The sequence below is a fragment of the Actinomadura vinacea genome (assembly GCF_039532545.1).
GTDB lineage: Bacteria > Actinomycetota > Actinomycetes > Streptosporangiales > Streptosporangiaceae > Spirillospora > Spirillospora vinacea.
In genome coordinates, this window is record NZ_BAAARW010000037.1 from 39889 (window position 1) to 65831 (window position 25943).

21 protein-coding genes and 2 pseudogenes are annotated in these 25943 nt (G+C 73.3%); 8 read left to right on the forward strand and 15 right to left on the reverse strand.

Going from position 1 to position 25943, the window contains the following annotated elements:
• Positions 1-32: 32 nt before the first annotated feature.
• A pseudogene (locus tag ABD340_RS39100) lies at positions 33-1259 on the reverse strand (acyltransferase family protein); the annotation flags it as partial.
• Between the two features lie 254 nt (positions 1260-1513).
• Here ABD340_RS39100 and ABD340_RS39105 point away from each other — a divergent pair.
• Positions 1514-2152: a TetR/AcrR family transcriptional regulator gene (locus tag ABD340_RS39105; RefSeq protein WP_344596148.1), complete on the forward strand. Its 639-nt coding sequence runs from the start codon at positions 1514-1516 to the stop codon at positions 2150-2152.
• 2 nt (positions 2153-2154) lie between these two features.
• Here the strand turns inward: ABD340_RS39105 and ABD340_RS39110 are convergent, their stop codons facing one another.
• Positions 2155-5064: a hypothetical protein gene (locus ABD340_RS39110; RefSeq protein WP_344596150.1), complete on the reverse strand. Its 2910-nt coding sequence runs from the start codon at positions 5062-5064 to the stop codon at positions 2155-2157.
• A gap of 187 nt (positions 5065-5251) precedes the next feature.
• A complete protein-coding gene (locus tag ABD340_RS39115) occupies positions 5252-6454 on the reverse strand; it encodes a M20 metallopeptidase family protein (RefSeq protein WP_344596151.1) in 1203 nt (400 codons plus the stop codon).
• 387 nt (positions 6455-6841) lie between these two features.
• On the opposite strand from ABD340_RS39115, the gene ABD340_RS39120 reads away from it, so the two are divergent.
• The 3 genes from ABD340_RS39120 to ABD340_RS39130 are packed head-to-tail and all read left to right on the forward strand — an operon-like array spanning position 6842 to position 13988.
• A complete protein-coding gene (locus tag ABD340_RS39120) occupies positions 6842-9355 on the forward strand; it encodes a hypothetical protein (RefSeq protein ID WP_344596153.1) in 2514 nt (837 codons plus the stop codon).
• Positions 9355-12813, forward strand: a complete 3459-nt coding sequence (locus ABD340_RS39125; protein ID WP_344596155.1) for an Hsp70 family protein — start codon at positions 9355-9357, stop codon at positions 12811-12813. Before ABD340_RS39120 ends, ABD340_RS39125 begins: the two co-directional genes overlap by 1 nt.
• Positions 12810-13988: a hypothetical protein gene (locus tag ABD340_RS39130; protein WP_344596156.1), complete on the forward strand. Its 1179-nt coding sequence runs from the start codon at positions 12810-12812 to the stop codon at positions 13986-13988. The genes ABD340_RS39125 and ABD340_RS39130 overlap by 4 nt, the downstream gene beginning before the upstream one ends.
• Before the next feature lie 120 nt (positions 13989-14108).
• Here the strand turns inward: ABD340_RS39130 and ABD340_RS39135 are convergent, their stop codons facing one another.
• On the reverse strand, positions 14109-14855 hold the full coding sequence (locus ABD340_RS39135; protein WP_344596157.1) for a hypothetical protein: 747 nt from the start codon (positions 14853-14855) through the stop codon (positions 14109-14111).
• 460 nt (positions 14856-15315) lie between these two features.
• Between ABD340_RS39135 and ABD340_RS39140 the strand changes: the two genes are divergently transcribed.
• Positions 15316-16188, forward strand: a complete 873-nt coding sequence (locus ABD340_RS39140) for a proton-conducting transporter transmembrane domain-containing protein (protein WP_344596328.1) — start codon at positions 15316-15318, stop codon at positions 16186-16188.
• Here the strand turns inward: ABD340_RS39140 and ABD340_RS39145 are convergent.
• From ABD340_RS39145 to ABD340_RS48210, 5 genes and pseudogenes are all read right to left on the reverse strand, one after another.
• A complete protein-coding gene (locus ABD340_RS39145; RefSeq protein WP_344596329.1) occupies positions 16128-16265 on the reverse strand; it encodes a hypothetical protein in 138 nt (45 codons plus the stop codon). The genes ABD340_RS39140 and ABD340_RS39145 overlap by 61 nt on opposite strands.
• 220 nt (positions 16266-16485) lie before the next feature.
• Positions 16486-16773 (reverse strand): AMP-binding enzyme, encoded by a 288-nt coding sequence (locus ABD340_RS39150; protein ID WP_344596159.1) that lies wholly within the window; start codon positions 16771-16773, stop codon positions 16486-16488.
• A complete protein-coding gene (locus ABD340_RS39155; protein ID WP_344596161.1) occupies positions 16770-17096 on the reverse strand; it encodes a hypothetical protein in 327 nt (108 codons plus the stop codon). Before ABD340_RS39155 ends, ABD340_RS39150 begins: the two co-directional genes overlap by 4 nt.
• Before the next feature lie 22 nt (positions 17097-17118).
• Positions 17119-17736: a TRIC cation channel family protein gene (locus ABD340_RS39160; protein WP_344596162.1), complete on the reverse strand. Its 618-nt coding sequence runs from the start codon at positions 17734-17736 to the stop codon at positions 17119-17121.
• A gap of 193 nt (positions 17737-17929) precedes the next feature.
• Positions 17930-18241: pseudogene (locus ABD340_RS48210) on the reverse strand (trimeric intracellular cation channel family protein); the annotation flags it as partial.
• A 284-nt stretch (positions 18242-18525) separates the two neighbouring features.
• Between ABD340_RS48210 and ABD340_RS39170 the strand changes: the two are divergent.
• A complete protein-coding gene (locus tag ABD340_RS39170; RefSeq protein WP_344596166.1) occupies positions 18526-19281 on the forward strand; it encodes a cupin domain-containing protein in 756 nt (251 codons plus the stop codon).
• Here ABD340_RS39170 and ABD340_RS39175 read toward each other — a convergent pair.
• From ABD340_RS39175 to ABD340_RS39200, 6 genes are all read right to left on the reverse strand, one after another.
• Complete coding sequence (locus ABD340_RS39175; RefSeq protein ID WP_344596167.1) at positions 19199-19534, reverse strand: alpha/beta hydrolase family protein; 336 nt, start codon at positions 19532-19534, stop codon at positions 19199-19201. The genes ABD340_RS39170 and ABD340_RS39175 overlap by 83 nt on opposite strands.
• Before the next feature lie 82 nt (positions 19535-19616).
• Positions 19617-19919, reverse strand: coding sequence for an alpha/beta hydrolase (locus ABD340_RS39180; protein ID WP_344596169.1), 303 nt, complete (start codon positions 19917-19919; stop codon positions 19617-19619).
• Positions 19916-20512, reverse strand: a complete 597-nt coding sequence (locus ABD340_RS39185) for a LysE family translocator (RefSeq protein ID WP_344596170.1) — start codon at positions 20510-20512, stop codon at positions 19916-19918. The genes ABD340_RS39180 and ABD340_RS39185 overlap by 4 nt, the downstream gene beginning before the upstream one ends.
• Positions 20509-22311, reverse strand: coding sequence for a glutamine--fructose-6-phosphate transaminase (isomerizing) (gene glmS / locus ABD340_RS39190; RefSeq protein WP_344596171.1), 1803 nt, complete (start codon positions 22309-22311; stop codon positions 20509-20511). The genes ABD340_RS39185 and glmS overlap by 4 nt, the downstream gene beginning before the upstream one ends.
• A 36-nt stretch (positions 22312-22347) precedes the next feature.
• Positions 22348-22611: a hypothetical protein gene (locus ABD340_RS39195; RefSeq protein WP_344596172.1), complete on the reverse strand. Its 264-nt coding sequence runs from the start codon at positions 22609-22611 to the stop codon at positions 22348-22350.
• 95 nt (positions 22612-22706) lie between these two features.
• On the reverse strand, positions 22707-23984 hold the full coding sequence (locus ABD340_RS39200; protein WP_344596174.1) for a hypothetical protein: 1278 nt from the start codon (positions 23982-23984) through the stop codon (positions 22707-22709).
• A 56-nt stretch (positions 23985-24040) separates the two neighbouring features.
• Between ABD340_RS39200 and ABD340_RS39205 the strand changes: the two genes are divergently transcribed.
• Both ABD340_RS39205 and ABD340_RS39210 read left to right on the forward strand, forming a co-directional pair.
• Positions 24041-24577 carry an MMPL family transporter gene (locus ABD340_RS39205; RefSeq protein ID WP_344596175.1) on the forward strand — a complete coding sequence of 179 codons (537 nt, stop codon included), beginning with the start codon at positions 24041-24043 and terminating at the stop codon, positions 24575-24577.
• 93 nt (positions 24578-24670) lie between these two features.
• Entirely contained in the window at positions 24671-25474 is an 804-nt protein-coding gene (locus tag ABD340_RS39210) for an ABC transporter ATP-binding protein (RefSeq protein WP_344596176.1), read from the forward strand.
• The last annotated feature ends 469 nt before the right edge of the window (positions 25475-25943 follow it).

The following is a 25943-nucleotide window of genomic DNA, read 5'->3' on the forward strand; positions in this document are numbered from 1 at the left end:
GGAAGCTCGATGTGGCGGTGCGCCAGCGCGGCGATGACCACGACGGAGACGATCAGCACGGCCAGCCACAGGACCCGTACCGGAACGCTCAGGGCCTCCGGCTCGCCGGTGATCCGCCAGATGAGCTGCAGCACCGGGAAGTGCAGCAGGTAGAGCGAGTAACTGATCACGCCCAGCCAGGGGAGCACGCGGGGGAACCGGCGGCGGCGCAGCGCCAGCCCGGCCAGGAACGTCAGCCAGGCCGCGGCCACCGCCGCCGGCCAGCCCCACACCCCGGTGGCCTGGTAGGCGAACGTGCGCTCGGTGGCCGCCAGCCCGGCCCCGGCCGCGACCGTGAGCACCGGGACCAGCGCGACCATCAGCACGGCGCGGCGGCCGCGCGCCTGGCCGTGCTGGATGCGGTAGATGGCGGTGCCGGCGAACATGGTGGCGAGGATGGCCAGGCTCTCCACCCCGCCGACCCGGCTGTTGACGACGACCAGCCCGAGCGCCAGCGCGCCGAGCACGGCCACGCCGCAGTGCCGGGCGGCGCGGCGCCCGCTCATCACCGCCAGCAGGCCGCCCGCCGCCAGCAGCGCCGCCGCCACGATCGTGCCCTGCGGGAATCGGGCGCTGACCAGGGCGGTCGGCAGCACGGCGCCCAGGACGGCGGCGCCGGCCGCCAGCGACACCGCGGCCTTGCCGCTGGCCCGGTGCACGCCCACGACGAACATGGCCGTCACGAGCAGGTAGAACACCATCTCGTACGACAGCGTCCAGAAGACGTTGACGGCGTTGGGCACCGCCAGCAGTTCCTGCAGCATCGTGAGATGGGCGAGCGCGGACAGCCCGGGGCGCTCGGTGAGTTGCTGCGGCAGGCTCCAGCTGAGGCCCGCCAGCCCGATGCCGATGCCGATGATCGCGGCGAAGGCCCACACCGGGTAGAGGCGGAACATCCGGCCGATCCAGAATTGCCGGACGCTGCCGTGCCGTTCCAGGGAGGCGGGCACGATGTAGCCGCTGACGATGAAGAAGACGTACACGCCGTAGCGGCCGAAGTCGAACCAGGGGCCGGTGCCCTTGTGGATCTCGGGGAACAGCACGCTCAGGGAGTGCTCGAAAACCACGACGACGGCGGCGAGGCCGCGCAGGGCGTCCAGCCATTCCAACCGCGGGCCGCCGCGTCGTGACGGTGCCCGCGCGGGCGCGTCGGAGGCGGGTGCGGTGGACGTGGCGGGCGGGACGGCGGCGGTGGCGGAGGGCGTTGGGGTTGCGGGCATCCCGGCCACGTTAGGGGATGTCACTCAGTGAAACCTTTGGTGAACCTGAACACTTCCTGAATCCTGACCTTCCCTGGGGATGATCGGTGGTCAGGTTTCAGGACGGCTCAGAAGGTATCGCCGCGCCCCGGACCTGGGGGAACGGTGCCGGAAAGATTTTGGAATCCGATTCGGTAATCTGGTGGCGGGACCGCGGGCGGCGGCACCCCGGCGGCGGCCCGGAACCGGGGACGAGACCTGACAGGGGGATCTGATTGGCACGCAAGCCGACCGCCCGTACGGGCCAGAACTCCTGGCGGTGGAGCCGTACGGCGGAGACCCGGAGGGTGATGCTGCGGGCGGCCCGCGAGGTGTTCGTCGAGCGGGGCTTCGCCGAGGCCGGAGTCGCCGAGGTCGTGGAACGCGCCGGATCCAGCGTCGGCAGCCTCTACCACCACTTCGGCGGCAAGAGCGAGCTGTTCTTGGCCATGTGGGAGGACCACCAGGACGAGCACGAGAGCAGCGCGGCCGCGGCCGTCGCCACGGCCCGCGCGGCGGGGGAGGACGACCCGCTGGAGCTGTTCGTGCACGGTGCCCGGGCGTTCCTGCGGGACTGCTGGGAGCGCCGACACCTGATCCGGCTGTTCATGGACGGCGACGCGCCGCCGGGGTTCGAGCTGATGCGCCGTACCCGCGGCCGCGACTGGATCAGGAAGAACGCCGTCCTGCTGGGGGCGGGCACCGGACCGCAGGACCGCGTCATCGTGACCGTTCTCACCACCGTCATCGGCGAGGCCGGCCGGGAGGTCGCCGCGTGCGAGACGGCCGAGGAGGCGGGCGCCGTCGTCGACACCGCCATCCATCTCATCCGCCGCCTCGGCCCGCCGGACACCACCGGCGAGCACGCCGGCTAGCGTCAGCCGTCCTCGTACCGGCTGCCGACGGTCTCCCACCATTCGGCCGCGCCGTCGAAGTCGGGGCCACCGGTCCACAGGTCGGCCGGGTCGGCGGGCATCAGGACCTCCCGCAGCTCGCGGTCGAGCCGGTAGGAGCGCTTGCCCTTCCTGAAGGGCTCCCCGGTCTCCGGATCGGTGAAGAGGGCGAGGATCTCGTCCGGGTAGAGGGGGCGCTCGTTCTCCCGGCCGACGAAGAACGGGAAACCGAAACAGGCCGAGGCCACTTCGCCGAGGAGCAGCCCGGTCCGATCGGCCAAGGCCCGGACGCCCGCGACGTCGTACGGCGCGGGCCCGCGCTGGGCGAGCAGCCGGTCGAAGGCCGCGATCGGCTCCGCGCCGCCCCAGCCCTGCGGTGTGACGGGCCGGTAGGGCGCCCAGCCCGGGAAGTCGAACGGCTCGAACCGCCCGTCGGGCGAGTACTCGATCGCCGTCGCCTCCCGGTGGGGACGGCCCTGGAAGTAGAGCACGACCATGGACCCGTTCGGGGTGCGCCAGAGCTCACCCGCCGGCTGCTGGTTGCCGCCGTGGGAGGTGAACGACAGCTTGCGCCACCGCCCGCTCCCGTCGCCCCAGGCCGTGTCGCCCCAGGCGTGCAGGCTGTCGAGCAGGCGGGGCCGCTCGTAGTGGGGCGTCCAGGGCCACGCGGCCGCGAGGGCCTTGCCGCCCAGTTCCCCTAAGGTGAACCAGAGACCGCCGGGACCCTCCGGCAGCGGGACCTTGCCCACCGGGTACGCCGAGCCGAGGCGCTCGCCGTTCGCCGCGGCCTCCACCATGACGCCGGCGAGCGTCCGGATGGCCATGACCTCGGCGATCCGCCGTCCCGCCCGCAGCCCCGACTCGCTGCGCACCAGCGCGGGGAGCGACGCCGGACGGTCGGTGCCGAGCCGGTCGTGCAGCCGCAGGACGTCGGGCAGGCACCCGGCGGCGCGCCGGACCAGATCGGCCACGCCGTCCTTCAGCCGCGGCTCGGTGATCCAGGGCAGCCGCCGGTCCAGCTCGGCCGCGCCCTCCTCCCGGCCGCGCAGGGCCGCGTCGACCAGCGCCTCGACGGTCTCCCGCTCGATGCCGCGCAGCGCGGCCGAGCCGGTCGGGTCGAGCGGACGGAGCCGGGGCCACCACCCGGGCGGCGGCAGCACCGAGCGCTCCCCGGCGGGCTGCCCTGCCGGGGCGAACCGGATCCGCGCGGTCACCGCGCCGCCCGGGGCGCTCAGATGGATCATGCCGCGGTGCAGCCGGACCAGGCTGGGCGCGGTGGCGCCGGGGAAGGTCACCTCGGCGGCGGCCGGGGACCGCGGCCAGCGGGACAGGGCCGCGGGATCGACGGTCATCTCGCCGTCACCGGCCGCGCGGAAGGTCTGCCGCACGCCGTCGTGCAGGCGGGAGAGCAGGCACGCCTCGCCGTCGAACCAGGGGAGGAAGCCGTGCGCGGGGCCGATGCCGCCGCGGTGGACGACCCCCTCGGGCGAGCGGACCTCGAGCGTGCCGTCGCCCGCCGTCAACGTGAGCAGGTCATCGTGCTGGACGACCGTGACCGGCCCGCCGCCGTCGCCGGCCTTGACCGTGAGCCAGGCCAGTTCCTCGGGGATCCCCGTCCGCAGCGCCTGGAACAGCGCCTCCACCGGATCGGTCAGGCGGAGCGCGGCGAACTCCTCCGGGGCGATCTCGGCGAAGTCGGCCTCGGCCAGCGGGACCAGGCGGGGCACCGCGATCTCCACGCCGAGCACGTCGCCGGTGCCCGCCTCGGCCGTCCACTCCCGCACCCGCTCGGCGAGCACCGCGCGCAGCTCGGGCCGCGCCCAGAAGCGGCGCAGCGCGGCGGGGTAGTCGATGTTGCCGTAGTGGCCGAGCGCGCGGACGAAGGCGTCGAGGTCGCGGTCGAAGCCGGCGGGGTCGTCCCGCAGCGCCTCGACAAGGCCGGTGAGATCGTCCAGTCGGTACCAGGGAGGCCCGCCCTCCTTGCCCCACTCGACCTTCTGCCGCCGGAACGCCAGCGGATCGGCGGCCGGCGCGGAGACCACCGGATCGGAGCCGGCGTCGGGGCGCACTCCGGTGGCGGGCGGGAAGAGACCTTCGCCACTCTGCCGGGCGAGGCCGGCCAGGACGCCGGCGGGGGCGGGACCGAGTCCGGCGAGCCGGTCGCGGGACAGCCGGGAGCCGGCGCCCGCGGCCACGAGCCGGTCCAGCCAGGCGCGGCGGAGCCGGTCGTCGAGGGCGGGGTCGTCGTAGACGTCGCCCGCGGGTTCGGCGTCGATCAGCAGGTCGACGAGTTCCGCCGAGTCCTGGCACAACCGGCGCAGTGCGGGGCCCGCGGCCTCCCAGACCGGCAGCGCCGCCCGCCGGAGCAGCCCGCCGCGCAGCAGCCGCTCGGCGACGAAGTCCTCCTCGGCGTTTCGGCCCGCTCCGGCCGCCACGGCGACCCGGACCAGGTCGGCCATGACGCCGGGGTAGGGGAGGATCCCGTGGTCGAAGAAGGCCGCGACGATCTCGCGGGCCTCGGTGTGCGCGGCGGCGCGGTCGGGACGCGCCGCCAGCCGGGCGAGATGGTCGTGCAGCAGGCTCGGTGTGAGCACGCCGGTCGGCACCAGCTCCAGCAGCGTCCGGTGCGCCCGTGCCGTGTCGGGCGCGATGCCGAACAGCACGCCGTGGGTCTCCTCGACCTCGCGGGCCCGGCCGAGGAAGGCCGAGGCCACCGCGGTGCGCCCGGCGGACCGGAAGGCGCGGCAGGCGTGCTCGAAGAACTCCGGCACGGATCGGACGGGCAGGTCGGCGGCCAGCGCGACCACCTGCTCCTCCGCCGCGCGCGGATCGTCCTCGGCGGCCCGCACCGCTCGGGAGAGATCCGGCCAATCCGTTCCGGTCGCCTCGGCCACGCACGCCCCCTTCGCGATCGCCTCCGGGGAGATTAGCGGCCGGGGCCGACGACCAGGCCGGAACGGGAGGAGCCGCCGGTCCCGCTACATGGCAGCGCTGCGGGACCGGCGGCGAGCCGGAGGCGGATCCCGTAAGGGGCCGCGCTCGCTGCTTAACCGATCCGATCCGCCTCAAACAACCGCGACCTCAACGGGCCTCGCGGGTTTCCGGCGCGACCGGCCGGACGTGGGTGTCGCAGGCGGCGAGGTAGCCCACCAGGTACGCCTCGGCGACCCGTCCGACCAGCGCGTCGTCGGGAAGGAACCCGCTGTGGTGCAGGCCGGGGGCGTCCGGGGAGACGTCCTTGGCCGTGCCCACGAAGAGCATGAGACCGCGCGTCAGGTGGCAGTAGTGGGAGAAGTCGTCGGCGCCGAACGAGCGGAACGAGGTGTCGACCGGGATGCCCAGGCCGGCCAGCCGCCGCGCGGCCTCCAGGGCGAGCGGCGGGTCGTTGTGCAGGGACGGCTGCAGCTCGTGGATCCGCACCCGCGCGGTGCATCCGTGCGCGGCGGCGGTGTGCTCGGCGACGTCGCGGACCAGTTCCGCGGCGATCCGCCGGTCCTCGTCGCCCATCACCCGGATGCCGCCGCGCGCCGAGGCGCTCGCCGGGATGACGTTGGCGGCGCTGCCCGCGGTGATCTGGCCGACCGAGCACACGGCGCCGCGCACCGGATCGAAGCGCCGGCTCACCACTTGCTGGAGCGAGACCACGGCCTGGCACAGCGCCGGCACCGGGTCGCGGGCGATGTGCGGGTATCCGGCGTGCCCGCCGCGCCCCTCGATGATGATCTCGAACTCGTCGGCCGCCGCGTTCACCGGCCCGGGCACGGACGACACCACGCCTTCGGCGAGCCGCGGCTGCACGTGGACGCCGATGACGGCGTGTGCGCCGTCCAGCACACCGGCCTCCACCACGTCGGCGGCGCCGGACGGGAAGGTCTCCTCGCGCGGCTGCAGCAGCGCCGCGAGCGGGACGGGCGCGCCGATCCGCGCCGCCGCCCGGCTCACCGCGACCACCGCGGCCAGGTGGACGTCGTGCCCGCAGGCGTGCATCGCGCCGGTGGCGGACGCCCAGGGCGCCCCGGTCCGCTCGGTGATGGGCAGGGCGTCCAGCTCGGCGCGGAGCACGATCGGCGGCCCGCCGCCGCCGATCCGCACGATCCGGCCGGTGCCCGCGACGGGGACGCCGGGCCCGGCGTCCAGGGCCCGGACGACGGCGTCGGCGGTGTCGCCCTCGTCGCCGGAGACGCGCGGATCGGCGTGCAGCCGGTGGCGCAGCTCGATCGCGGCGGGCAGCTCGTCGGCGATCGCCGAGCGGAACTTCTCGACCTGCACCCTCTCCACTCGCACGCCGTTCACCTGCGCCTTTCGCTCTGGGGGTGGCCCGGCACGGGCCGAGAACCACGGTAGGGCGGCGCGGCGGCGTCGAGACGACGGGACGCGTGAATCCGGACACCTCGTAACACAGAATTCACATGACGCTGACCGGGGTCACCTGCGTCGATATGAGATCGAATATCGGTGCGGGCCGAGATCGCGGCGGGACGGACCCCGCCCGGGCGGCGGCGCTCGCCCGGCGGGCCGACGTGGCGGTCGTGGTGGCCGCCGACGCAGTCCCGATCCGGCCGGATCGGGATGTTGCCGCTCTGCGTCACATAGAGGCAGATGTCATGCGTAAGCCGATACGGTCGGTGCCGTACCTAGTCGTATCGGCCAGTGGTCCGCGGGGGTTCCAGCATGGAGACGAGCAGCCGGGCGGTCGCGGGCGATCCCGCCGAGGCCGCCGCCGAGATCGAGCGGCTGCGCCGCGCCAACGACGCCCTGGTGTCCAGGGTCGCGGCGGCCGGTGAGCTGCCGCAGGGCGCCGCGGAGGCGCGGCAGGCGTTCCTCGACCGGGCCGAGCTGGTCCGCCGCTGCGCCGACGAGCCGGTCACGGTCGGCGTGCTGGGGGTGCACAGCACCGGCAAGACGCTGCTGCTGAACATGCTGCTGGGCCGTCCCGACCTGCTGCCCAGCGGGTACGCGCCGACGACCGGGAACGTCACCGTGCTGCACCTGCGGCCCGCCGAAGGGGAGGCCGGGGAGTCCCGGATCACCGGCGCGCGCGTGGAGTTCCTCAACGAGACCGACCTGGCGGGCTGCCTCACGGCGCTGTTCGACGCGGTCCGGGAGACCGGGCGCGGCTCGGGCAAGCTCGACGACCGGGCCCTGCACGAGCTGGACGGGCTGCTGCCCGAGGGCCCGGCCCGCTTCACCCCCGAGGGCTGGGGCGGGCTGGTGCGGTGGTTCGAGGAGCGCGGCTGGCCCACCGAAAGCACCGCGCTGCGGCTGCGGATACTGGAGCTGCTGGCCTTCCGGACCTCCTGCCTGGCCGGGCGGGAGGTGCTCGGCCGCGAGGAGCAGGTCGACTTCGGCACGCTCAGCGCCAGCGCGATCCGGCTCGACACCGACGTGCTGGAGACCGCGCGGGGCGATCTGCCGCCGCGCCCCGGCCCCGGGCTGCCGATCCGGCCGGGCGCGCGGCTGACCGAGGAGGCGCTGGCCGAGGGGTTCGCCTTCGTTCGCCGGATCCATCTGGACGTCGAGGTGCCCGCCTCGGTGTGGCGGCTGGCGCGGCTGGGCGCCGAGTCGGTGAGCCTGGTCGACTTCCCCGGGCTGGGCAGCCTGGCGTCCAAGGAGCGCGACGCCTACCTGGCCGACCAGGAGATCGACCGGCTCACCTCCATCGTCATCATGCTCGACGCCGAGTCCCCCTACGACGAGGCGCCGCTGGAGCTGATCACCCGTTTCCAGCGGACCCGGTCGGCGAAGCTGGCGCCGTCCTGCCTGGTGGTCGCCAACCGGCTGGACCGGCTGCCGGGCGGGCTGAACGGTGCCGAGGCGGCGCCCGACCCGCTGCACTCCGAGGCGGTGCTCGGCCACTCCGACGCGCTGCGCACGCTGCTGGGCATCGCCGAGCAGGCGGTCACCCACGCCCACGCCGACCGGGTCACGCTGACCTCCGCCCTGTGGGCGCGGCTGTGCCTGGAGGGCGAGTCGTCCCCGGTCGAGGTCGGCGACGCCCAGACGACCCGGGCGTGCGCGGAGGGCTGGCGGCGGCTGGCCCAGCGGCTCAACGCCGGCGACCCGGGCCGCCCGCTGGGCGCCCTGCTGGAGGCGGCCGCCGCCGACGGCGGCATCGGGCGGCTCCGCGACACCATCGCCCGGCACGTCGGCGAGCACGGCATGCCGCTGCGGCTGGACCGGATGAACCGGCTCATCGCCGACCGCGCCGACGTGCAGCGCGACCTGGCCCGCGCGCTCCGCCCCGACGACCGCCGCCCCGCCGGCCGGCCCACCCCCGAGCAGCGCGAGCTGCGCCGCCTGCTCGTCCAGACCGCCCGGAACGCGCGCGGGATGCTGCAGCACGTCAGGCCGCAGATGGACCAGGCCGAGGGCGACGCGGGCCTGCGCGCCGCCGTCGAGGAACGCGTCGTCGGCGACGTCTTCCGCTGGCCCGAATGGCGGCACCTGCTGGAGGCCGTCGAGCGCGGCGTGGTGCCGATCCGCCGGCTCGACCGCCGGGAGCTGCGGCCCAACGACACCGCCGAGCTGGAGAAGAGCTTCGACGCCGCGCTGGACCGCCTCGGATCGCAGATCGTCGACCTCGACCGGACCCTGCTGGACCGGTGGATCAGGGCGCGCGACGACGACGCCCGCGAGCTGCGGCGCCAGATCAGGGCGCTGGTGGACGGCGCGGACGGCGAGGGCGATCCGGCGGCGCTGGACTGGGTCGAGCCGTTCCTCACCTTCGGCTGGGTCCGGCAGGACGTCGAGCGCGCCCGCCGGGCCGCCGCCGCGGAGCTCGAGGAGCCACCGCCGCAAACCAGACCGCCCGAGGAGAGCGCCCAGGTGCAGGACTTCCCGCTCCGCCGCGAGCACGGCCTGCCCTGGCATCCGGACTACCCGGCGCCGCACGGGTGGCCGGCCGACGAGCTGGAGAAGCGCCGCCACCAGATCCAGGTGATGGCGGTCCGCCGGGAGCTGGTCAACGCGCTGACCCGCAAGGTGATGCTCCAGGCCGAGCAGCGGCGGCGCGCGCTCGTCGACGACGTCCGCGCGGCGCTCGTCCGGCGGATGGAGGCGCTGCCGGAGGGCGACTACGGCAGGCTCGCGGCCGAGGCGCTCGGCCAGGGGCGGCGCTCCGACGGCGCCGCGCTCGGCGCGCTCGCCGACGCCCTGCTCGACGACCGGGGAGAGGGGGAGCTCTGATGCCGCTCATCGTGCGGATCGCGCCGCCGGCCGGCGCGCCGGGGCCGTGGACGGGCGGCCCGCTGGAACTGACCGAGCAGGGCGGCCGGTACGTGCTGCCCGACCTGCTGGTCACGCCGACGCATCCACCGGTGTGGCTCACCGGGATCGCCGCCGACCTGGAGGCGGGGCGGGGCACGCGGGTGCTGCGCGAGGTCGTCCGCAACGCCTACCGCGCGTCGCGGGTCCCGGCCGAGCCGCTGCACGCGCAGATCAGGGTGCCGGGCCCGGCGATCCCGGCGATGGACGTGGAGTCCGCGGGCCCGGTCCGGCTGGTCCTGGACGTGGTCTACCGGGGGCTGCCCGCCGCGGGCAAGGGCGACCCGGGGATCGAGATGTCCCAGCGGGTGGCGTGTGACGTGGTCTTCCGGCCCGCGCGCGGGCAGACGCCGCCGGTTCCCCCGCCGCACGTCCAGTCGGCGCAGGCCCCGCCGCCGCCCGCGCACAGCACGTACGCGCCGCCGCCGTCGGTCGTGCAGGAGTTCCCGATGGCGGGGCAGGCCGACCGGCCGCAGCGGCCCGCCGAGGCCGCCCAGCCCGCCGAGCCCGCGGCCCGCGAGGTCGTGACCGACGGGCACCACGGGTTCGCCGCGGTGGACCTCGGGACGACCAACTCCACCGTCACCCTCCTCGACAGCGAACTGGTCCAGCGGGTGTCGATGTCGGCCAACCAGCAGGAGGAGCTGCGCGACCGGCTCGTGGCGCTGCTGGAGTCCGTACCGGACGAGCGGCACGACCCCTACGGCGACGCCGCCGACGAGTGGCAGGAGCTGCTGACCGAGACCGCCGAGGCCCTGCTGCCCGGCGACGGCGACCTCGCCGACCCAGTGCGGGAACTGGTGTCGGCGCTGCGGGCGCGCCGCTCGACCAGCGACGAGCTGCTGCACGAGATGCTGCGCAGGCTCGACCTCGACCTGCAGTTCACCGGCGACCAGCTGCGGTCGTGGCTGGCCGTCCGGCTGCACCGCTGCTACGACGCGGCGTTCGCGGTGCCCGCCCTGGACACCCGGTCGCTGCACCAGATCGTCCTGGACCCCAACGAGGGCGACACCGTCCTGTCCAGCCGCGCCGAGGTGACCTCCGCCGACCCGCCGCGGGTGCGGCTCGGGCCGGCCACCGTCGACGTCCCCGAGGCCGAGGGCGCGGGCGACGGCGACGAGGGCCCGCGCGTCTTCTACGGCGTCAAGGCCCGCTTCGACCGGCTGGACCAGGTCGAGACCACGCTCGACGGCCGCGAGCTGACCGTCCGCGAGCTGATCGGCGCCTCCTACGCCGACCTGATCGACCGCACCAACCGGCACCTCACCGACCGCCGCGAGCACCGCAGGCTGATGGACCGGCGGCCGGTGAACCGGGTCGTGGTCACCTATCCCGCGATGGCCTCGCTCAAGGTCCGCGGCGAGCTGCGGCCGATCGTGCGCAAGGCCCTCGGCATCACCACCGTCTACACCAGCTACGACGAGGCGGTCGGCGCGGCGTTCTTCTTCCTGATGAAGGACGTCGGCGCGCGCTCGGGCAGCGGCATCGAGGCGCTGCGGGCGCGCTGCCGCCCGCTGCCCGGCCGGCCCGGGCACTGGCAGCGCAACGTGCTGGTGGTCGACATCGGCGGCGGCACCACCGACATCGCGCTGATCACGTTCGTGCTGAGCGACGAGACGCCGCCGCTGCCCGGGAGCGACCCGCGCTTCACCGGCCGCTACTACCGGATCGTCCCGACGCTGCGCGGCTCCAGCGGGCACGCCAACCTCGGCGGCAACCTCGTCACGCTGCGCGTGTTCCACTGGCTCAAACTGACCCTGGCCGACGCGCTGCTGGCGCACGACTCGCAGCGGCTGGCCGCCTCGCTGCCCGACGACCTGCGCGGCTCCGACGGCCTCTACCTGGCCGGCAGCCTGCCCATGCACGTCGGCGACGAGCTGCCGCTGCCCGGCGAGATCACCGAGCTGGTCGAGGACATCGTCCCGACGCACTGGAAGCGGCACCCGCGCCGCCGGCGCGCCTTCGAGCTGCTGTGGGACGAGGCCGAGAAGGCCAAGCGGGAGCTGGGCGCGGCCGGCGGATCGGGGTCCTACACCGTCTCCACGGCGGTGCTCGGCCGGATCCTGCGCGCCCTCACCGACTCGCGGGCGCGGATCCCCGAGCAGGGCGTGCCCGAGCTGGTGCTGCAGAGCGCCCAGTTCGAGGACCTGGCCCGGCCGTCGGTGCGGCGGGTCGTCGAGCTGGCCAACGCGCTGGTCGAGGAGCGGCTGCGGGACCGCGACGAGCGGCTGGACGAGCTGATCCTCACCGGCAACGCCAGCGCGCTGCCGCTGGTGGAGGAGGAGTTCGCGACCCGGTTCGGGGCCCGTCCCGGCGGGCACGAGACCTTCGCCTGGTCGGCGCACGACATCAAGGTGGAGCGGACGCTGCCCAAGAACGCCGCCTCGATCGGCGCCTGCTGGGCCGAGAGCCTGCGGCAGTTCGGCCACGACCAGCCCGCCAACGCCGCCGCCCGGCTGCGCGAGGACGACTCGGTCATCGACGTCGAGGTGGAGAACCTGTTCCGCGGGCTCCCCAGCTCGTTCGCGCTGGCCGGGCAGGACGGCCAGGAGCTGGTGGTGCTGTCGGCCGGGGACTCCCTCGACATCGTCGACGCCGACCACGGCACCCGGGTCCGCACCGCCGCGACCGGCCCGCTGGTCCGCAGCTTCCAGATCATGCGCAAGGTGGAGGGCTCGGCGTCGCTGCGGTGGGGCTCGTTCAGCTACGAGAGCCGCCCGGACACCGAAGGGCTCGGCTCCTCGGTGTGGCCCGACGAGATCCGCACGATGCTGGACATGAGCCACGAGCTCGCCCCGACCCTGCACCTGTGGCGCGGCGACCAGCCGCACTACGTCGTGGAGGGCGAGAGCTTCGGGAACGTCCTCGACGTGCTGGCCAACATGGGCGGCGCGGTGCGCGGCGAGGAGCCGGGGGCGCGGTTCCAACTGGTCGTCGACACCCCGCCGGAGGACCCCGCCGGCGGGTCGGTGGTGTTCGCCGACCTGGCGGTCGGCCCCGACGGCCGGATCTACCCGGCGGCGCTGCCCGACCGGTTCCGGGGCCGGGACGGCCAGGCCCGCTCCGGGCTGCTGTCGCAGCTGCCGCTGCGGCGGCCCCCGCGCAACGGCACATGGACCTTCCACCTGCGCTTCACCAACAGCAGCGACGTGGTGCGGGTGGGGGTGGGCAAGCCGCCGCCCGAGGCGCCGTACGTCGCCTGCTGGGTGTCGTTGGACGAGGACGGGCAGCTGCGGCTGCACCCCGGCGGGCCGCCGTTCGTCCGCGCGGACGGCCTGCAGCACGTGGAGCAGGACCCGGGTGCGGTGTTCAGCACCGAGCTCGCCGAGCCCGACCTGCAGCTCGACGAGGCGCGCGACCCGTTCAGCGGTGAGCAGTGACCGCGCCGGACCCGGACCGGGAGACGGCTCCGTTCCACCGCCTGCTCGCCACCGCGGACTCCGAGCTGGCCGGCACCCTGCGCGACGGGCTGCGGCTGCTGAGCCGCGCCCTGGACCACACCGCCCTGCTCCACCCGGGCGATCCGGGCGCCGAGGCGTTCGCGGACGTGCACGCACGCCTGCGCGAGCTGCTGGAGGAGGACCCCGCGGGCCCCGCACCGGCGGCACCCCCGCCTCCCCAGGCGCTCGTGGAGCCCGTGCCCGAACTCGTTCCCGAACCCGTTCCGGAGCCCGTGGCGGACCCCGTCACCGTCCTGCTCGACCGCTTCTACGCCGACCGTGCCGTGCGGGAGCACCTCGGCGAAGTCCGCCGCCAGCACGAGCCGGCGCTGCAGTGGGTCGCTTTCAACTGCGCGCTGCTGCGCCTGCCGCGCAAGACCGCCGAGTCGTGGCGGGTGCAGGCGGCGCAGGCCGTCCCGGTGGCGCCGGACGGCACGCCGCCGACGCTGCTGCCGGCGCTCGACTCCGAGTCCGACTCTGAGGAGGACCTCCTCCTGCCCTGGCCCGAACAGGGCATCCGCGGGGTGCGGACGGCGATCGGCGCGCCTCCCCTCCCGGAAGTGGCCCGGGCCCTCGCGCCGCTGCCCGTCCAGGACCCGACGAGCGCGGCCCTGGCCGCGCTCGCCTCGCAGGTGCTGACGATCGCCGCCCTCGACCCGGAGGCCCTCTACTTCGAAAGCCTGACGCCGCAGCCCCGTCCCTTGACCCAGCCCGCGGCGCTGGCCGACCACTCCGGGGAACTGCTCACCAGGCTCGCCGCCTACCCGGAGGCACTGCACGGCGGGACGCCGCGGGCGCTCGAAGCGCTCGTCGCGGTCGACGAGGCGCTGTGCTCGGTCGCGCACCTGCCCCCGGCCGCCGACCCCGCGTCCTGGTGGAACGGACTGGCCGCGCGTTCGCACGAGCTGGTGTTCGGGCTGGCCGGACGGGTGCCGGGACAGGCGCGGGTACGCGAGCCCGCCCGCCGCTTCCGAGACGTCCGCGACCTGACCGAGGACGACGTCCCCATGGTCAGCCGGGCCCACCCCGGCCGGGTGATCTGGTGCCTGCGGCTCTACTCCGAGATCGAGGGCACCGCCCGCCGCGGCCGCGTCATCTACGGCGTGGACCGGTAGCCGCGCTCGGCCGGGTCGCTCTCACGAGTGAGGACAGCGGGCCGGGCGGTGCCGGAGGAGCGGCGCCGGGCTCGACGACGGTGGCCTTCGGGGCGGCCTGCAGCTCTTCGCAGGTCGGCATCACGCGACTCCGGCGGGGACGTAGCGGGCGCCGTAGCCGTCGGCGTAGGACCGGGCGGTGGTCTCGGCGTCCACACCCCACATGTCGGGCTCAACGAGGCACACCTTGGCCAGGCGGCCGTGGTGGCGCGCCACGACCGCCAGGACGCCGAGCAGCTCGTCCGGGTTGTGGTTGGGGATCGCGGCCCGGGCGGTGACGGGGTCGACGCGCTCCACGGTGATGGTGTGCGGCCGGTCGGCGAGGCCTACCTGCTCGTCGGTGATGAGTGGGTAGGCGGGGCCGGGCGCGGCGGCCAAGACCTCGGCGAGACGGTAGTAGTCGGCGCGGCCGATCGTGACGCGGACCAGGCGCCCGATGACCATCAGGGTCCGGTCGGTCTCCCGGATGCCCGCGTTGGTGGCTACGGTCGGGTAGTCGCGGACGGGGATGAGGATCGCGTCGCCGGACGGTGCGCGGGGGTCGGTCTCCACGAGTGGGTCCTCTCGGTCGGTGGCCGGGGTCTTGGCTACGGGGGTGAAGTGGTGGTGGCGGACGTGGAGAATGACGCGGCGGCCGTAGGCCCCGGCGGGTTCGTCGTAGGCGAGCTGGTGGCGGCTGGGCCAGTCTTCGTCGCAGCCGTCGCTGAAGTCGGCGGGGTTGCCGGTTTCGTCGCAACCGCAGATGCCGTCGTAGATGTATTCGCCGTGCAGGTCGGTGAGGGTGCCGTGGTAGCGGACGCGGGTGCCGGGCGGAAGACGGACAGGCATGGCGGGCTTCTCAGTAGTCCGGGCCGGACGTGGGTGTGGTGGGGGCGGGGTTGCGCCCCCGGCGCGTGCGGTCGGACAAATTCGGACAAAACGGGCTAAATGAAGCGGTGGCCGTCTTCGCGCGGTGCGGTGAGGACGACGCCGGGCTGTGCGCCGCACACGTCACGCAGCAGGTGGGCGAGGTTGATCTCGACGGCGGGTATCGGCGCCGAGCGGTGGCGTGTCGAACAGATCGACGATGACGGCCCGCCGGGGCGTCTGGGTGTGCGGGCAGGCGGGCGGGGTGACGGGCGGCGGCGAACCACTCGACGAGCCGGTCCCAGTCGGCGTCGGGTAGCCGGGTCGCGTCGTCGACGGTGCCGCCGGTCTCGGCGATCCAGGTGCGGAAGCGGTCCCACAGGGGGTGCATCGAGTTCATGCGCATCGGGACGGTCTTTTTCGGGTGTAGACAGCCCGGCGTCTGGCCTACTCCACCATCAGCCATGTCGGGCTGCTGCTCATCGGCGTCGCGGCCAAGACCCCGGACGCCCTGGCCGGGACGGCGTACTCCCTGGCCGGGCACGCCGGGGTGAAGGGTGCGCTGTTCCTGGCCGCCGGCGCGCTGCTCAACCGGCACGAGACCGTCGACGAGCACGACCTGCGCGGACGCGGGCGCGGCATGCCCGTCGCCAACGCCACCTTCCTGCTCGGTGCCCTCATCCTGGCCGGGCTGCCGCCCTCCGGGCTGTGGGCCATGCACGCGATCACCGAGCACGCGGCCGGACGGCTCGGCTGGTGGTGGTTCACGCCCGTCGCCGTCACCGCGTCCGCGCTCACCGCCAGCGCCGTCCTGCGGGTCTGGCTCCGCGTGTTCCGCGACGCGCCCGCCGGTGACGGCCGCACGCACGACCACGAGGATCCCGAGACCCGCACGCCCCTGCGCTCCCTGCCCTGGACGATGAGCGCGCCCGGCGCCGTCCTGCTCGCCGCGGCCCTGGTGCTGGGCCTGCTTCCCGGCGGGCCGATCGCACAGGCGTCCGCGGTGTTCACCGACCAGGCCGGGTACGCGGCGCTGGTCCTGGACGGTCAGGTCGCGCACCCGCACGCGACGCCCGCCGACCCGTGGACCCTCTCCGGGCTGCTGGGCCCATTGCTCTCTCTCGTCCTCGCCGTCCTCATCGCCGTGCACGCTGTGCGGCGTCCCACCTCCGGAACACGCCCCCACCCCGTCAGGCGCGCCGCCGACGCCGCGGCCGGGCGCCTGCACGCCCTGCACTCTGGCCACATCGGCGACTACGCGGCCTGGCTGACCGCCGGAGTCGCCGTCCTGGCCCTCCTCACCGCCGGACCCTGACCTGCCGGCTTGTCACTGGCGCCGAGACCCCTGAGGTCGGCCGCGACGACGGTGAATTCCTCCGCGAGCGCGGGCATCACAAACCGCCAGCAGTACCAGAACTGCGGCCAGCCGGGCAGTAGCAGCAGCGGCGGGCCGTCACCGCCGACGACGGCGTGCACGGCGAGCCCGCCCAATTAACGGTGCGGCTCGTGAACGTGTCGGTGAATCCGGCGGGCAGATCCGGCACCGTGTCCACAGTGAACGGCATTGTTCCTTCCTCAAGTCGATGTTGTTCGGACGCGTGGCCCCTGACGATCAGTCGAGTTCCGCTTCTCCGACCAGCCAGCGTTTGAGCAGTTCCCTGCGCACCTTTCCGTTGCCGTTGCGGGGCAGTCTCGGGATCAGTGACAGGCGGGTCGGCTGGTACCACTGGGTCATCCCCAGGTCGTCCAGGTGTTTGCGCAGTTCGGCGAGGGTGACGGGCGTCGAGCGGGCCACCACGACGGCGCAGACCTGCTCGCCGAACTCGCCGCCCGGATAGCCGACCAGGGCCACGTCGTCGACCGCCGGGTGGGTGCGCAGCTCGGCCTCGACGTCGATCACCGGGAGCCGGCCGTTGCCGATCCGCTCGGATGCCCGGCCGACCACCCGGATGCCGCCCCGGCCGTCCGGAACGGCCAGGTCGCCCGTGTCGTACCAGCCGTCATCCTGCTCGGCAGGACGACGAGCTCGCCGCTGTCGCGCCCCAGCGTGGCCAAGGCCAGAACGCCGCCTCGGACGAAGAGGCGGGCAGGCCGCTCGGCGGTGATCTCACCATCGGAACGCAGGTCCAGCTCCACCCCGGGGCCCGGCCGGCCGGCACTCTCCGCGGCCCAGTCGAACGGATCCTCGGCCCGGGTCCAGGTGCCGCCGCCGAGTTCGGTCATCGACCACGTGACGCCTCTGATTTCAAGACGCCCTGTCGGTACGGCCGCTCCCCGGGTCACGGAACTCCGGCGCCCCATCGGGGACCGGGCGCGGAGGCACAGCAGTGTTCGGGCGCGCCTCCCTCAGGTCGGGGAACCCCACCGGTGCGGGCGATACGCCGGCAGCGTCAAGCGGGGCGACCAGCCGCCCGTCGGGTGCCGCGGGCGGGACGGAGTTCCCCGGCTGAACCGCCGGCTGCGTATGCGTCCGTCCTGGCTCGGGGAACCGTGACCCTGCTGAAGGCACGGGAGAACCGAACTGAAGCGTCGGTTGCTCGTCGTACACCGGCCAGGCCCCGGGGACGGGTATCGGTTCCTGTGGCGCCGGTACCTGGCGCATCCCCGCGAACGGGTTTCGCCAGACATAGGCGCGCAAGGTGTGCCACCGGTAGCGCAACGCCAGCAGCCGGATGACGAGGGCCACGATGACGGCGACACTCGCGGTGACCACGTCCAGAACGCCCATGGCGGACAGCAGGGCGACCGTCCCGGCACCGACCAGAGCCGGCAGGACATAGAGGTCGCGGTTCCAGCGCAGTGCGGCGGGCAGTTCGTTCGCGACGACACTGGCCAGGATCCCGCCGCCCACGGCGCTTCCCACGCCGAGTCGTCGCGGCGAACAGGTTGAGACCGTAGCTGAGCGCCTTCATCGTTCCGGTGACGCTGAAGAGCGCGAGAGCGGCCGCGTCGAGCAGATCGTACGCGCGGAAGAGGGCCTCACCGCGATGCGCCTGCGCGGTGAAGAAGACGATCAACGCGGCGACCAGCGGGGCAAGGCCGTAGCCGATATCGGTGAAGGCCACCGGAGTCACGCCGATCACCAGGTCCCTGAACACGCCGCCGCCCAGGCCCGCCGCCTCCGCCAGGAGGATGGCGCCGAATATGTTGAAGTCCTTGCCGACGGCGAGCAACGCCCCCGACAGCGCGAACGCGAAAATGCCGACCCGATCCATGAAGTATTGGATCGTCTGCCACAGCTCCCCTGTAGCCATGAAAAGGTTCTCCTGCGGAGTCATCACTGCCGAACGAGCCGCGCACCGCGAATGGTCAGAACGAGCGGCCCCGGATCGGGCGCGCACGAAGCGAATGCGTTCCTCTGATCGCATGGTGAGGGACACGGTGGATCAACGGTCGGATGCGACTTCCCATAGAGCGCGCCAGTCCCGCTCGCCAACAGCGGTATCGCGGTCAGGATCACCCCGCCGACGACGGCCGCCAGAGCCGCGATCGGAGTAGCGCGAAGGTCGGTCACAATCCGGCATACGGAGCCCCCGGCATCCGGTTCACCTGCCGCTCGATTTCATTCGAGTCCGTTCAGGGGCGGACCGAGCGACCTGCCATTCGGGTGTGGACATGATCAGCGAGGTGATCGGCGCCGTCCGTGCCGGCAATGCGCACGCCTGCCGGATCACCGAGACCGGTCCCTGGGGCGCGCTGCACCTCCTTCGACAGTGTCGGATTCCACTTTGTGCTGGACGGCACGGGCTGGGTCATCACGAGGGGCGGCGAACCCACCGCGCTCAAGCCGGGCGATCTCGTGCTCGGCCCGTTCGGCGCCGACCACGGGCTCAGCCACACGCCCTGCGCGCTCGCCATGCTGCCCGCCGCGACCATGGGTGCGGAGTCGCGGCGTCCCGGCTCCTCCGACTTCGAGTTCCTGTCCGGCTGCTACCGCCTCGACCACGGTCAGATCCACCGGTTCCTGCGGGAACTGCCGGACGTCCTGGTCAAATCCCCCGACTACGAGCACCACCCGCAACTGCGGTCCCTGGCGGCCCTGCTCGGCGACGAGGTCGCCCAGTCCAGGCCGGGCGCCCACGCGTCCCAGCCCGCGATCCTCGACCTCATGCTCGTCCACGCCCTGCGCCAATGGCAGGAGCACTCCGGCGACGCGGCATGGCCGACGATCGCCGCTGGCCGCGATCGCCCGGCAGATCGGCTACTCCACCGAGTTCGCGTTCGCGAACGCGTTCCGCCGCGAGTACGGCATCTCCCCGGGACGGTTCCGGCGGAACGCGCAACTCGTCGGCTCCGCCTGACCAGGTTCACCCATGCCGAGCCGGTCAGGAGGCGCAATCGCTCGGCGCGGTGTCACCGGCGAAGCGGCCGGCTATCCAGGAGAGCGTCTCAGGCAGGGACGGCATGAGCACACCGTTGTGGTCACGTCCCTGGTAGGACTCATATTCGACACGGACGCCCTTGCGGCAGAGCCGGCCGACGAGTTCCGCCGTGGCCGACGGATCGACGATCCTGTCGGCGTCGCCCTGCTGGACGAGCGCCGGACCCGCCACCGGGCCGGCACCGGGCTCGTTCTCCGTCAGGAACCGCTCCATCTTCTGTGCGGCGCCGGCACGCAGGAGCTTGCTCCCGGTCAGGGCGCCGTAGGTCGCGATGACCACGTTCAGGCAACCGTTCCGCAGCGTCCCCAGCCGCGCCGTCGCGGCCCGGGTGAGGACTTGCGACGGACGCAGGCCCGGCCGGTCAGCAACCGCCCCCCGTAACGGTCAGCACCGCGATCCCCGCCCCCTCCGGCCTCGCCGCGTTCTGGGCGAACATATCGGCGAGGTCGCTGACGGGCGCGGGGGCCACCAGACCCCGATAGCCGGGATCCGTCCTGCCCTCCTTCTCCCGTCGGGCTATGAGCTCGCCCACCGCCACGGCGGCCTGCCCGCCCTGGGAATGACCGACCGCGATCCAGTCCCTGCCCAGGCCCTGTACGGCGCGGGCCGCGGGCAGCGCGTTGACGACATCATGTCCCGGGCGAAATGATTTGCCCAGTTTCACGGCCGCAGGGCCAGGCGGACGGCGAAGCCCACGAAGGCGGTTCCTGCGACGCGGTCGAGGCCGCGTCGCAGGGCGGGGCGACGGAGCCAATGGCCGAGGCGGTCCGCCAGGACGGTGATCGTCGCACACCACAGAACGCCCAAGGCCACGTGGATGCCGGCCAGCAGCAGGCTCCATGCCACCACGGGCGCGTCCTCCGGGACGAACTGCGGCAGCAACGACAGGTAGAACACGCCCACCTTCGGGTTCAGCGCGTTCGTCAGCAGGCCGCGGAGGAACCAGCGGCGGCCCGGCGGGTCCGGCTCGTCGGCCGGGTCGCTTCTCGTGAGCAGGAGGCGAACGCCCAGGTACAGCAGGTAGGCCGCGCCAACCACGCGTAGCGCGGTGTAGAGGGTGTGGGACGTGGCGAGCACCGCGGACAGGCCGAGGCCTGCCGCGGCGCCCCACCACAGGCAGCCCGCCTGGATGCCGAAGGCGGCGGTCAGCGCGGCGCGGCGGCCGTGGGCAACCGCCGTCCGCAGCACGAGCAGCGAGTCGGGGCCGGGCATCACGGTGAGCAACGCCGCGACCCCGACGAAGGTCAGGAGCGTCATTCGACCGTGACGCTCTTGGCCAGGTTGCGTGGCTTGTCCACGTCGTTGCCCAGCGCGACGGCCGCGTGGTAGGCGAGGAGCTGCAACGGGATCGTCAGCAGGATCGGGTCGAGCTCAGGTTCGCTCTTCGGCACCACGAGCGAGTCGTCGCCCAGTTCCCGATGCCCGACCGTCAGGACGCGGCCGCGCCGGGCGCGGATCTCGCCGAGCGTCGACTGGTTCTTGTCGAGAAGGTCGTCGTCCGGGACGATCGCCACGGTCGGCAGCTCGGGGTTGACCAGGGCCAGCGGGCCGTGCTTGAGCTCGCTCGACGGGTAGGCCTCCGCGTGGACGTACGAGACCTCCTTGAGCTTCTGCGCGCTCTCCCGGGCGATCGGCCAGCCGCGGACCCGACCGATGAACAGCATGCTGCGGTACGTGGCCAGGTCGGCCGCGAGCGCGGCGATCCGGTCCTCCTGCTTGAGGATCTCCTCGATCTGCCCGGGCAGCCTGCGCAGCCCCTCGCAGATCCGGCGGCCGTCGCTCGGTGACAGGTCGCGGATGCGGCCGAGGTGCAGGGCGAGCAGGGCGAAGACCACGGCCTGCGAGGTGTACGCCTTGGTCGACGCCACGGCGATCTCGGGGCCGGCGTGCAGGTAGACGCCGCCGTCGCACTCGCGGGCGATCGCGCTGCCGACCGCGTTGACCACGCCGAGCACCCGTCCGCCCTTGCGCCGCAGCTCCTGGACGGCGACGAGCGTGTCGTAGGTCTCGCCGGACTGGCTGACCGCGATGTACAGCGTGTCCGGCTCGACGACCGGGTTGCGGTAGCGGAACTCCGAGGCGGGCTCGGCGTCCGCCGGGATGCGGGCCAGCTCCTCGATCAGCTGAGCGCCGACCTGCCCGGCGTAGTACGCCGACCCGCAGCCGAGGATCTTGACCCGGCGGATGCCGCGGGCCTCGCGCGCGTCCAGGTTGAGCCCGCCGAGGTGCGCGGTGTGGAAGCGCTCGTCCAGCCGCCCGCCCAGCGCCCGCTCGACGGCGCCGGGCTGCTCGTGGATCTCCTTGCGCATGAAGTGCGTGTAGCCCTCGGCGTCGTAGGTCGCGTCGTCCGTCTCGATCAGGGACGGCTTCTTGCTGGTGGCCCGGGCGTCCAGCGTGGACGTGCGGAAGCCGTCGGGCCGCACGGTGGCCAGCTCGCCGTCGTCCAGGTGCACCACCTGGCGGGTGTAGCGGACGAGAGCCGCGACGTCCGAGGCGACGAACATCTCCTTCTCGCCGATGCCGAGCACGACCGGGCTGCCGTTGCGGGCGACGACGAGCACGTCGGGGTGGCGAGTGTCGGTGACCGCGATGCCGTACGTGCCCACGACCTGCGACAACGCCTCCCGTACGGCGTCCTCCAGCTCGGTGGCCTGCGAGCGGGCGATCAGGTGCGGCAGGACCTCGCTGTCGGTCTCGGACGCCAGGACGACCCCGTCGGCCTCCAGCTTGGCGCGCAGCTCGTCGGCGTTCTCGATGATCCCGTTGTGCACGACCGCCACCGTCCCGGTGACGTGCGGATGCGCGTTGACATCGCTGGGCTCGCCGTGCGTGGCCCACCGGGTGTGGCCGATGCCCGTCCGGCCCTTGAACCGGGCGGGCAGGTCCGCGGCCAGCTCGCCGACCCGGCCCTTGGCCTTACGGACCCGCAGGTCGCCGGACCGGCTCACGACCGCCAGGCCCGCCGAGTCGTATCCGCGGTACTCCAGCCGCGCCAGGCCCTCGACCAGGATCGGCACAGCGTACTGGGGGCCGACGTAGGCGACGATTCCGCACACAGTCTCTCCGTGGGTGTTTTGGGGAGAACATCCTGTTCATCCGTACACAATGCGACGCAACTGGCGCACCGAGAGTTCGGGTGGCGCCACCCGCCGCGCCGGCAGCTCGGCGGCGATCCGCTCGAAGATCTGGTCGTTGGTGAGCCCGCCCGCCCTGAGCTCGCCGTGCCTGCGGCGGACGAAGCCCTCGACCGGCTCGCCGAAGTACGCCAGCACGTCGGCGACCACGCGAGCGGCCTCGCCCGGGCCGAGCAGGCTGGTGCGGCACAGGTGCGCGACAAGCTCGTCATGACCGGACATGAAGCCCAATACTTCCCACACATGGCGCGGAATGCCAAGGATCCTGCCCGATATCGGGCAGGATCGCCGCGAAGCGGGGGCTGATGTCGGCTTCCCTACCACAGGCGCGCACGCTCGGCGAAGGGCCGACCCGCCGCCGAGCAGCCGTGGAACGGAATGATCACGTGCGAGGCATCGCCCGCGCCGGAGGCGGCGTTGAGGATGAGCTTCGTCCCGGCGCGCAGCGTGGTGAGCCGTGCTTTCTCGTCCTCGGAGGTGCCCGGCCGTTTCAGTTCTTTGCCGTAGCGCTCCTTGTCGAAAAAGATCCGCGTGTAGCGATCCTCGCCGAGGTCGGGGTTCCAGAAGGCCCGCATGTTGCGCAGCAGGTTCGGGTAGTAGCTCGTGAAGTCCTGGTGGATCACGTGGCCCACCGAGGTGCGGGCGTATTTCGGGTGGAGCTTGGTCGACAGGTCGACTTCGCCGCGCCTGCCTTCGGGATCCTGCGCCGGGAAGAGCACCGGGTTCTTGTTCGCCGGCTCGTCGCGGTAGGCGGCCGAGGTCAGCGTCGTTCTGGCGAGGACGACCTTGCCGTGGAGGATTCGGCCGTCGTCGAGAACGACGTCGAGCTCCTGGTCCTTCGGACGCTGCGTCGCCATCAGGTCCGCCGGGTCAGGCACTTGCTCCTGGGCGCGGGCGAGCTGGGTGGCCTGCTCGGGATCGTCCTTCTTGGGCTTGCGGTACTTCACCTTCTCGGGATCGGAGCCGAGCAGCACCAGCCGCTTGTCGACGGCGGTGCCGTCGGGCGGCGCGAGCAGGTTGTGCTGGCGCTTGGCCTCTGCGACGAAGTCCTTGGCGTGCGGGAAGAGGTCCCGTGCGGCGACGAGCATGTCGAGGTGGTCGACGTAAGCGCCCTGCTCGCGGGCGAACAGGGCCATGTCGGCCTCGGCACCGTGGTGACGAGTTGCTCGGCGTCGGCGCGATCCTCCGGTGTCCCGGGCCTGCGCGAGCTGGACGCGGGCGAGATCGACGCGGATCCGATGGTCGACGACGTCGGCGAAGACCTCCGAGAGGTAGAGCGCGAACATCGTCGTGTCATAGTTGAGCGAGTTGTACCCGGCGAGGTACGGATGCCGCGCCTGATCAAAGCCCGGATCCGTGTCGCAGACCGGGCGGAGGTCGGCCGGGTAGGACGAGGTCTGGCCGGGGTCGGTGACCTGCTCGGCGTCGGAGAGCCCGATGAGCTGGGCGAGCCGCAGATTAGCCCGCGGGGTCCGCAGGTCGTGGTGGGCGATGCGCACCGCGGGCAGGCCGGGATTGCTCCCCGTGATCGCCGCGTTGATGGCGTGCGGGTCGATGCTGCTTGCGAGCTGGTCGTCGTCGATGAGGAAGAACACCTCGAGTCATCGAGTTCCTCGCCGCGGTGCGGCGTGTAGGTGCAGACGCTGAAGACGTGCCCAGCATCGGCGCCGCGCTGGGCATCGTGGTCTGGATCTTCCAGGACGGCCACCTCGCCGGTCTGATCGGCGCCGACGGGCTCGGCTACGTGCACCTGACCGTCCCGGTGCTGGTCGGCGCCATCGCGTTCGGGCTGTCGGTGGACTACGAGGTGTTCCTGCTGTCGCGGATCCGCGAGCGCTGGCTGGCCGGGGCGGGCGCGCACGGCTCGGTCGCCGAGGGCCTCCAGCGCACCGGCGGGATCGTGACGGCCGCGGCGCTGGTCATCGGCGTCCTGTTCGCCGGGTTCGTGGCCGGGGGCTTCACGCCCATCAAGTCGATCGGGCTGGGCCTGGTACTGGCGGTGTCGCTGGACGCGACGCTCGTGCGGATGCTGATCGTCCCCGCCACCATGACGCTGCTGGGACGGCGGAACTGGTGGCTGTCGCGGGCGCTGCGCCCCGTCCACGAGCGGCTGGCCCTCTCGGAGGCCGAGCCGCGGCAGGAGAAGCCCGCACCCGGACAAGAAGACGGAGCCTTGGCCGCAGGCTGATCGCGGCGCCGCCGGGGATCGCGCAGCGAATTAGCTTAGGCTAGCCTAAGTTCGTGCTGACGTGCCGCCGACCAGGGGACGGAGAGGAATGCCTTGAACAGGCTGCGGGCGGAGGCCCTGACACTGGCGTACGAGCAGCGCGTGGTGGCCGAGGGACTGGGAGTGGAGATCCCCGACGGGTCGTTCACGGTCATCGTGGGGCCGAACGCGTGCGGAAAGTCCACCCTGCTGCGCTCGCTGGCCCGGCTGCTGAGGCCCAAGGAGGGCACGGTCTACCTGGACGGCGCGCCGATCACCTCGCTGCCCGGCAAGGAGGTGGCGCGCCGGCTGGGGCTGCTGCCGCAGTCGCCGATCACCCCGGACGGGATCACGGCCGCCGACCTGGTGGCGCGCGGCCGGTACCCCCACCAGGGGCTGCTGCGCCAGTGGTCGCGCGCCGACGAGCGGGCGGTGGCCGAGGCGATGGACGCGGTCGGCGTCGCGGACCTGGCCGACCGGGTGGTGGACGAGCTGTCGGGCGGGCAGCGGCAGCGGGTGTGGCTGGCGCTGGTGCTGGCGCAGGAGGCGCCCATCATGCTGCTGGACGAGCCGACGACGTTCCTGGACATCGCGCACCAGATCGAGGTGCTGGACCTGTGCTCGCGGTTGCACGAGGAGGGCCGCACGCTGGTGGCGGTGCTGCACGACCTCAACCACGCGAGCCGGTACGCGACGCATCTGGTCGCGATGCGGGGCGGCGAGATCATCGACCAGGGCCGTCCGGAGGAGGTCGTGACGGCGGATCTGGTGGAGCGGGTGTTCGGGTTGCCGTGCCGGGTCATCGATGATCCGGAGTGCGGCACGCCGCTGATCGTCCCGGCGGACCGGCGGCGCGCGTTGACGGCGAAGACCGCGTGAATCAGGTTAGGCTTGCCTAAATTCAGACGCGCTCCCGATCCGGCGCGGGATCGGGAGCGGGGCCCGGCTCCGGATCCGGCGCGGGATCCGGAGCCGCCGCCTGACCCGGGGTGCGAGGGCGGCGCCGCGCGGCCCGGCCGGCGGCGGCCCCGCGCGCAGGTCGCGGGCGCATCGGCGGGGAAATGAATGGGTGGCCGCCGGGATAGGAACACCTTCCGGTCAGAGTCCGGCTCCGATCTTCTCGACGGCCTCGGCCACCCGTTCGGCCTCGCCCTCGTCCGTGTCGACGCCTCTGCGACCGGGTCATGCGATCAAACTTAGGTAAGGCTAACCTTGTGCGTTTTTTGTAGGCAAGGCTAACCTAACTGACTGCGGTGGCCGACGGCGAACGAGTTGAACGTGCGGGCGCGGACGGCGGCGCGGCGGCCGCGGCGGGGCCTTCAGCACGCCCCGTACGACTAGTCACTGA

Bases quoted from the DNA above. Each gene is read 5' to 3' on its own strand.
- ABD340_RS39120 (WP_344596153.1), top strand. From the start codon at position 6,842: ATGGAGACGAGCAGCCGGGCGGTCGCGGGCGATCCCGCCGAGGCCGCC.
- ABD340_RS39125 (WP_344596155.1), top strand. From the start codon at position 9,355: ATGCCGCTCATCGTGCGGATCGCGCCGCCGGCCGGCGCGCCGGGGCCG.
- ABD340_RS39135 (WP_344596157.1), bottom strand. From the start codon at position 14,855: ATGCCTGTCCGTCTTCCGCCCGGCACCCGCGTCCGCTACCACGGCACC.
- ABD340_RS39145 (WP_344596329.1), bottom strand. From the start codon at position 16,265: ATGCCCGCGCTCGCGGAGGAATTCACCGTCGTCGCGGCCGACCTCAGG.
- ABD340_RS39155 (WP_344596161.1), bottom strand. From the start codon at position 17,096: ATGACCGAACTCGGCGGCGGCACCTGGACCCGGGCCGAGGATCCGTTC.
- ABD340_RS39170 (WP_344596166.1), top strand. From the start codon at position 18,526: ATGCGCACGCCTGCCGGATCACCGAGACCGGTCCCTGGGGCGCGCTGC.
- ABD340_RS39185 (WP_344596170.1), bottom strand. From the start codon at position 20,512: ATGACGCTCCTGACCTTCGTCGGGGTCGCGGCGTTGCTCACCGTGATG.
- ABD340_RS39195 (WP_344596172.1), bottom strand. From the start codon at position 22,611: ATGTCCGGTCATGACGAGCTTGTCGCGCACCTGTGCCGCACCAGCCTG.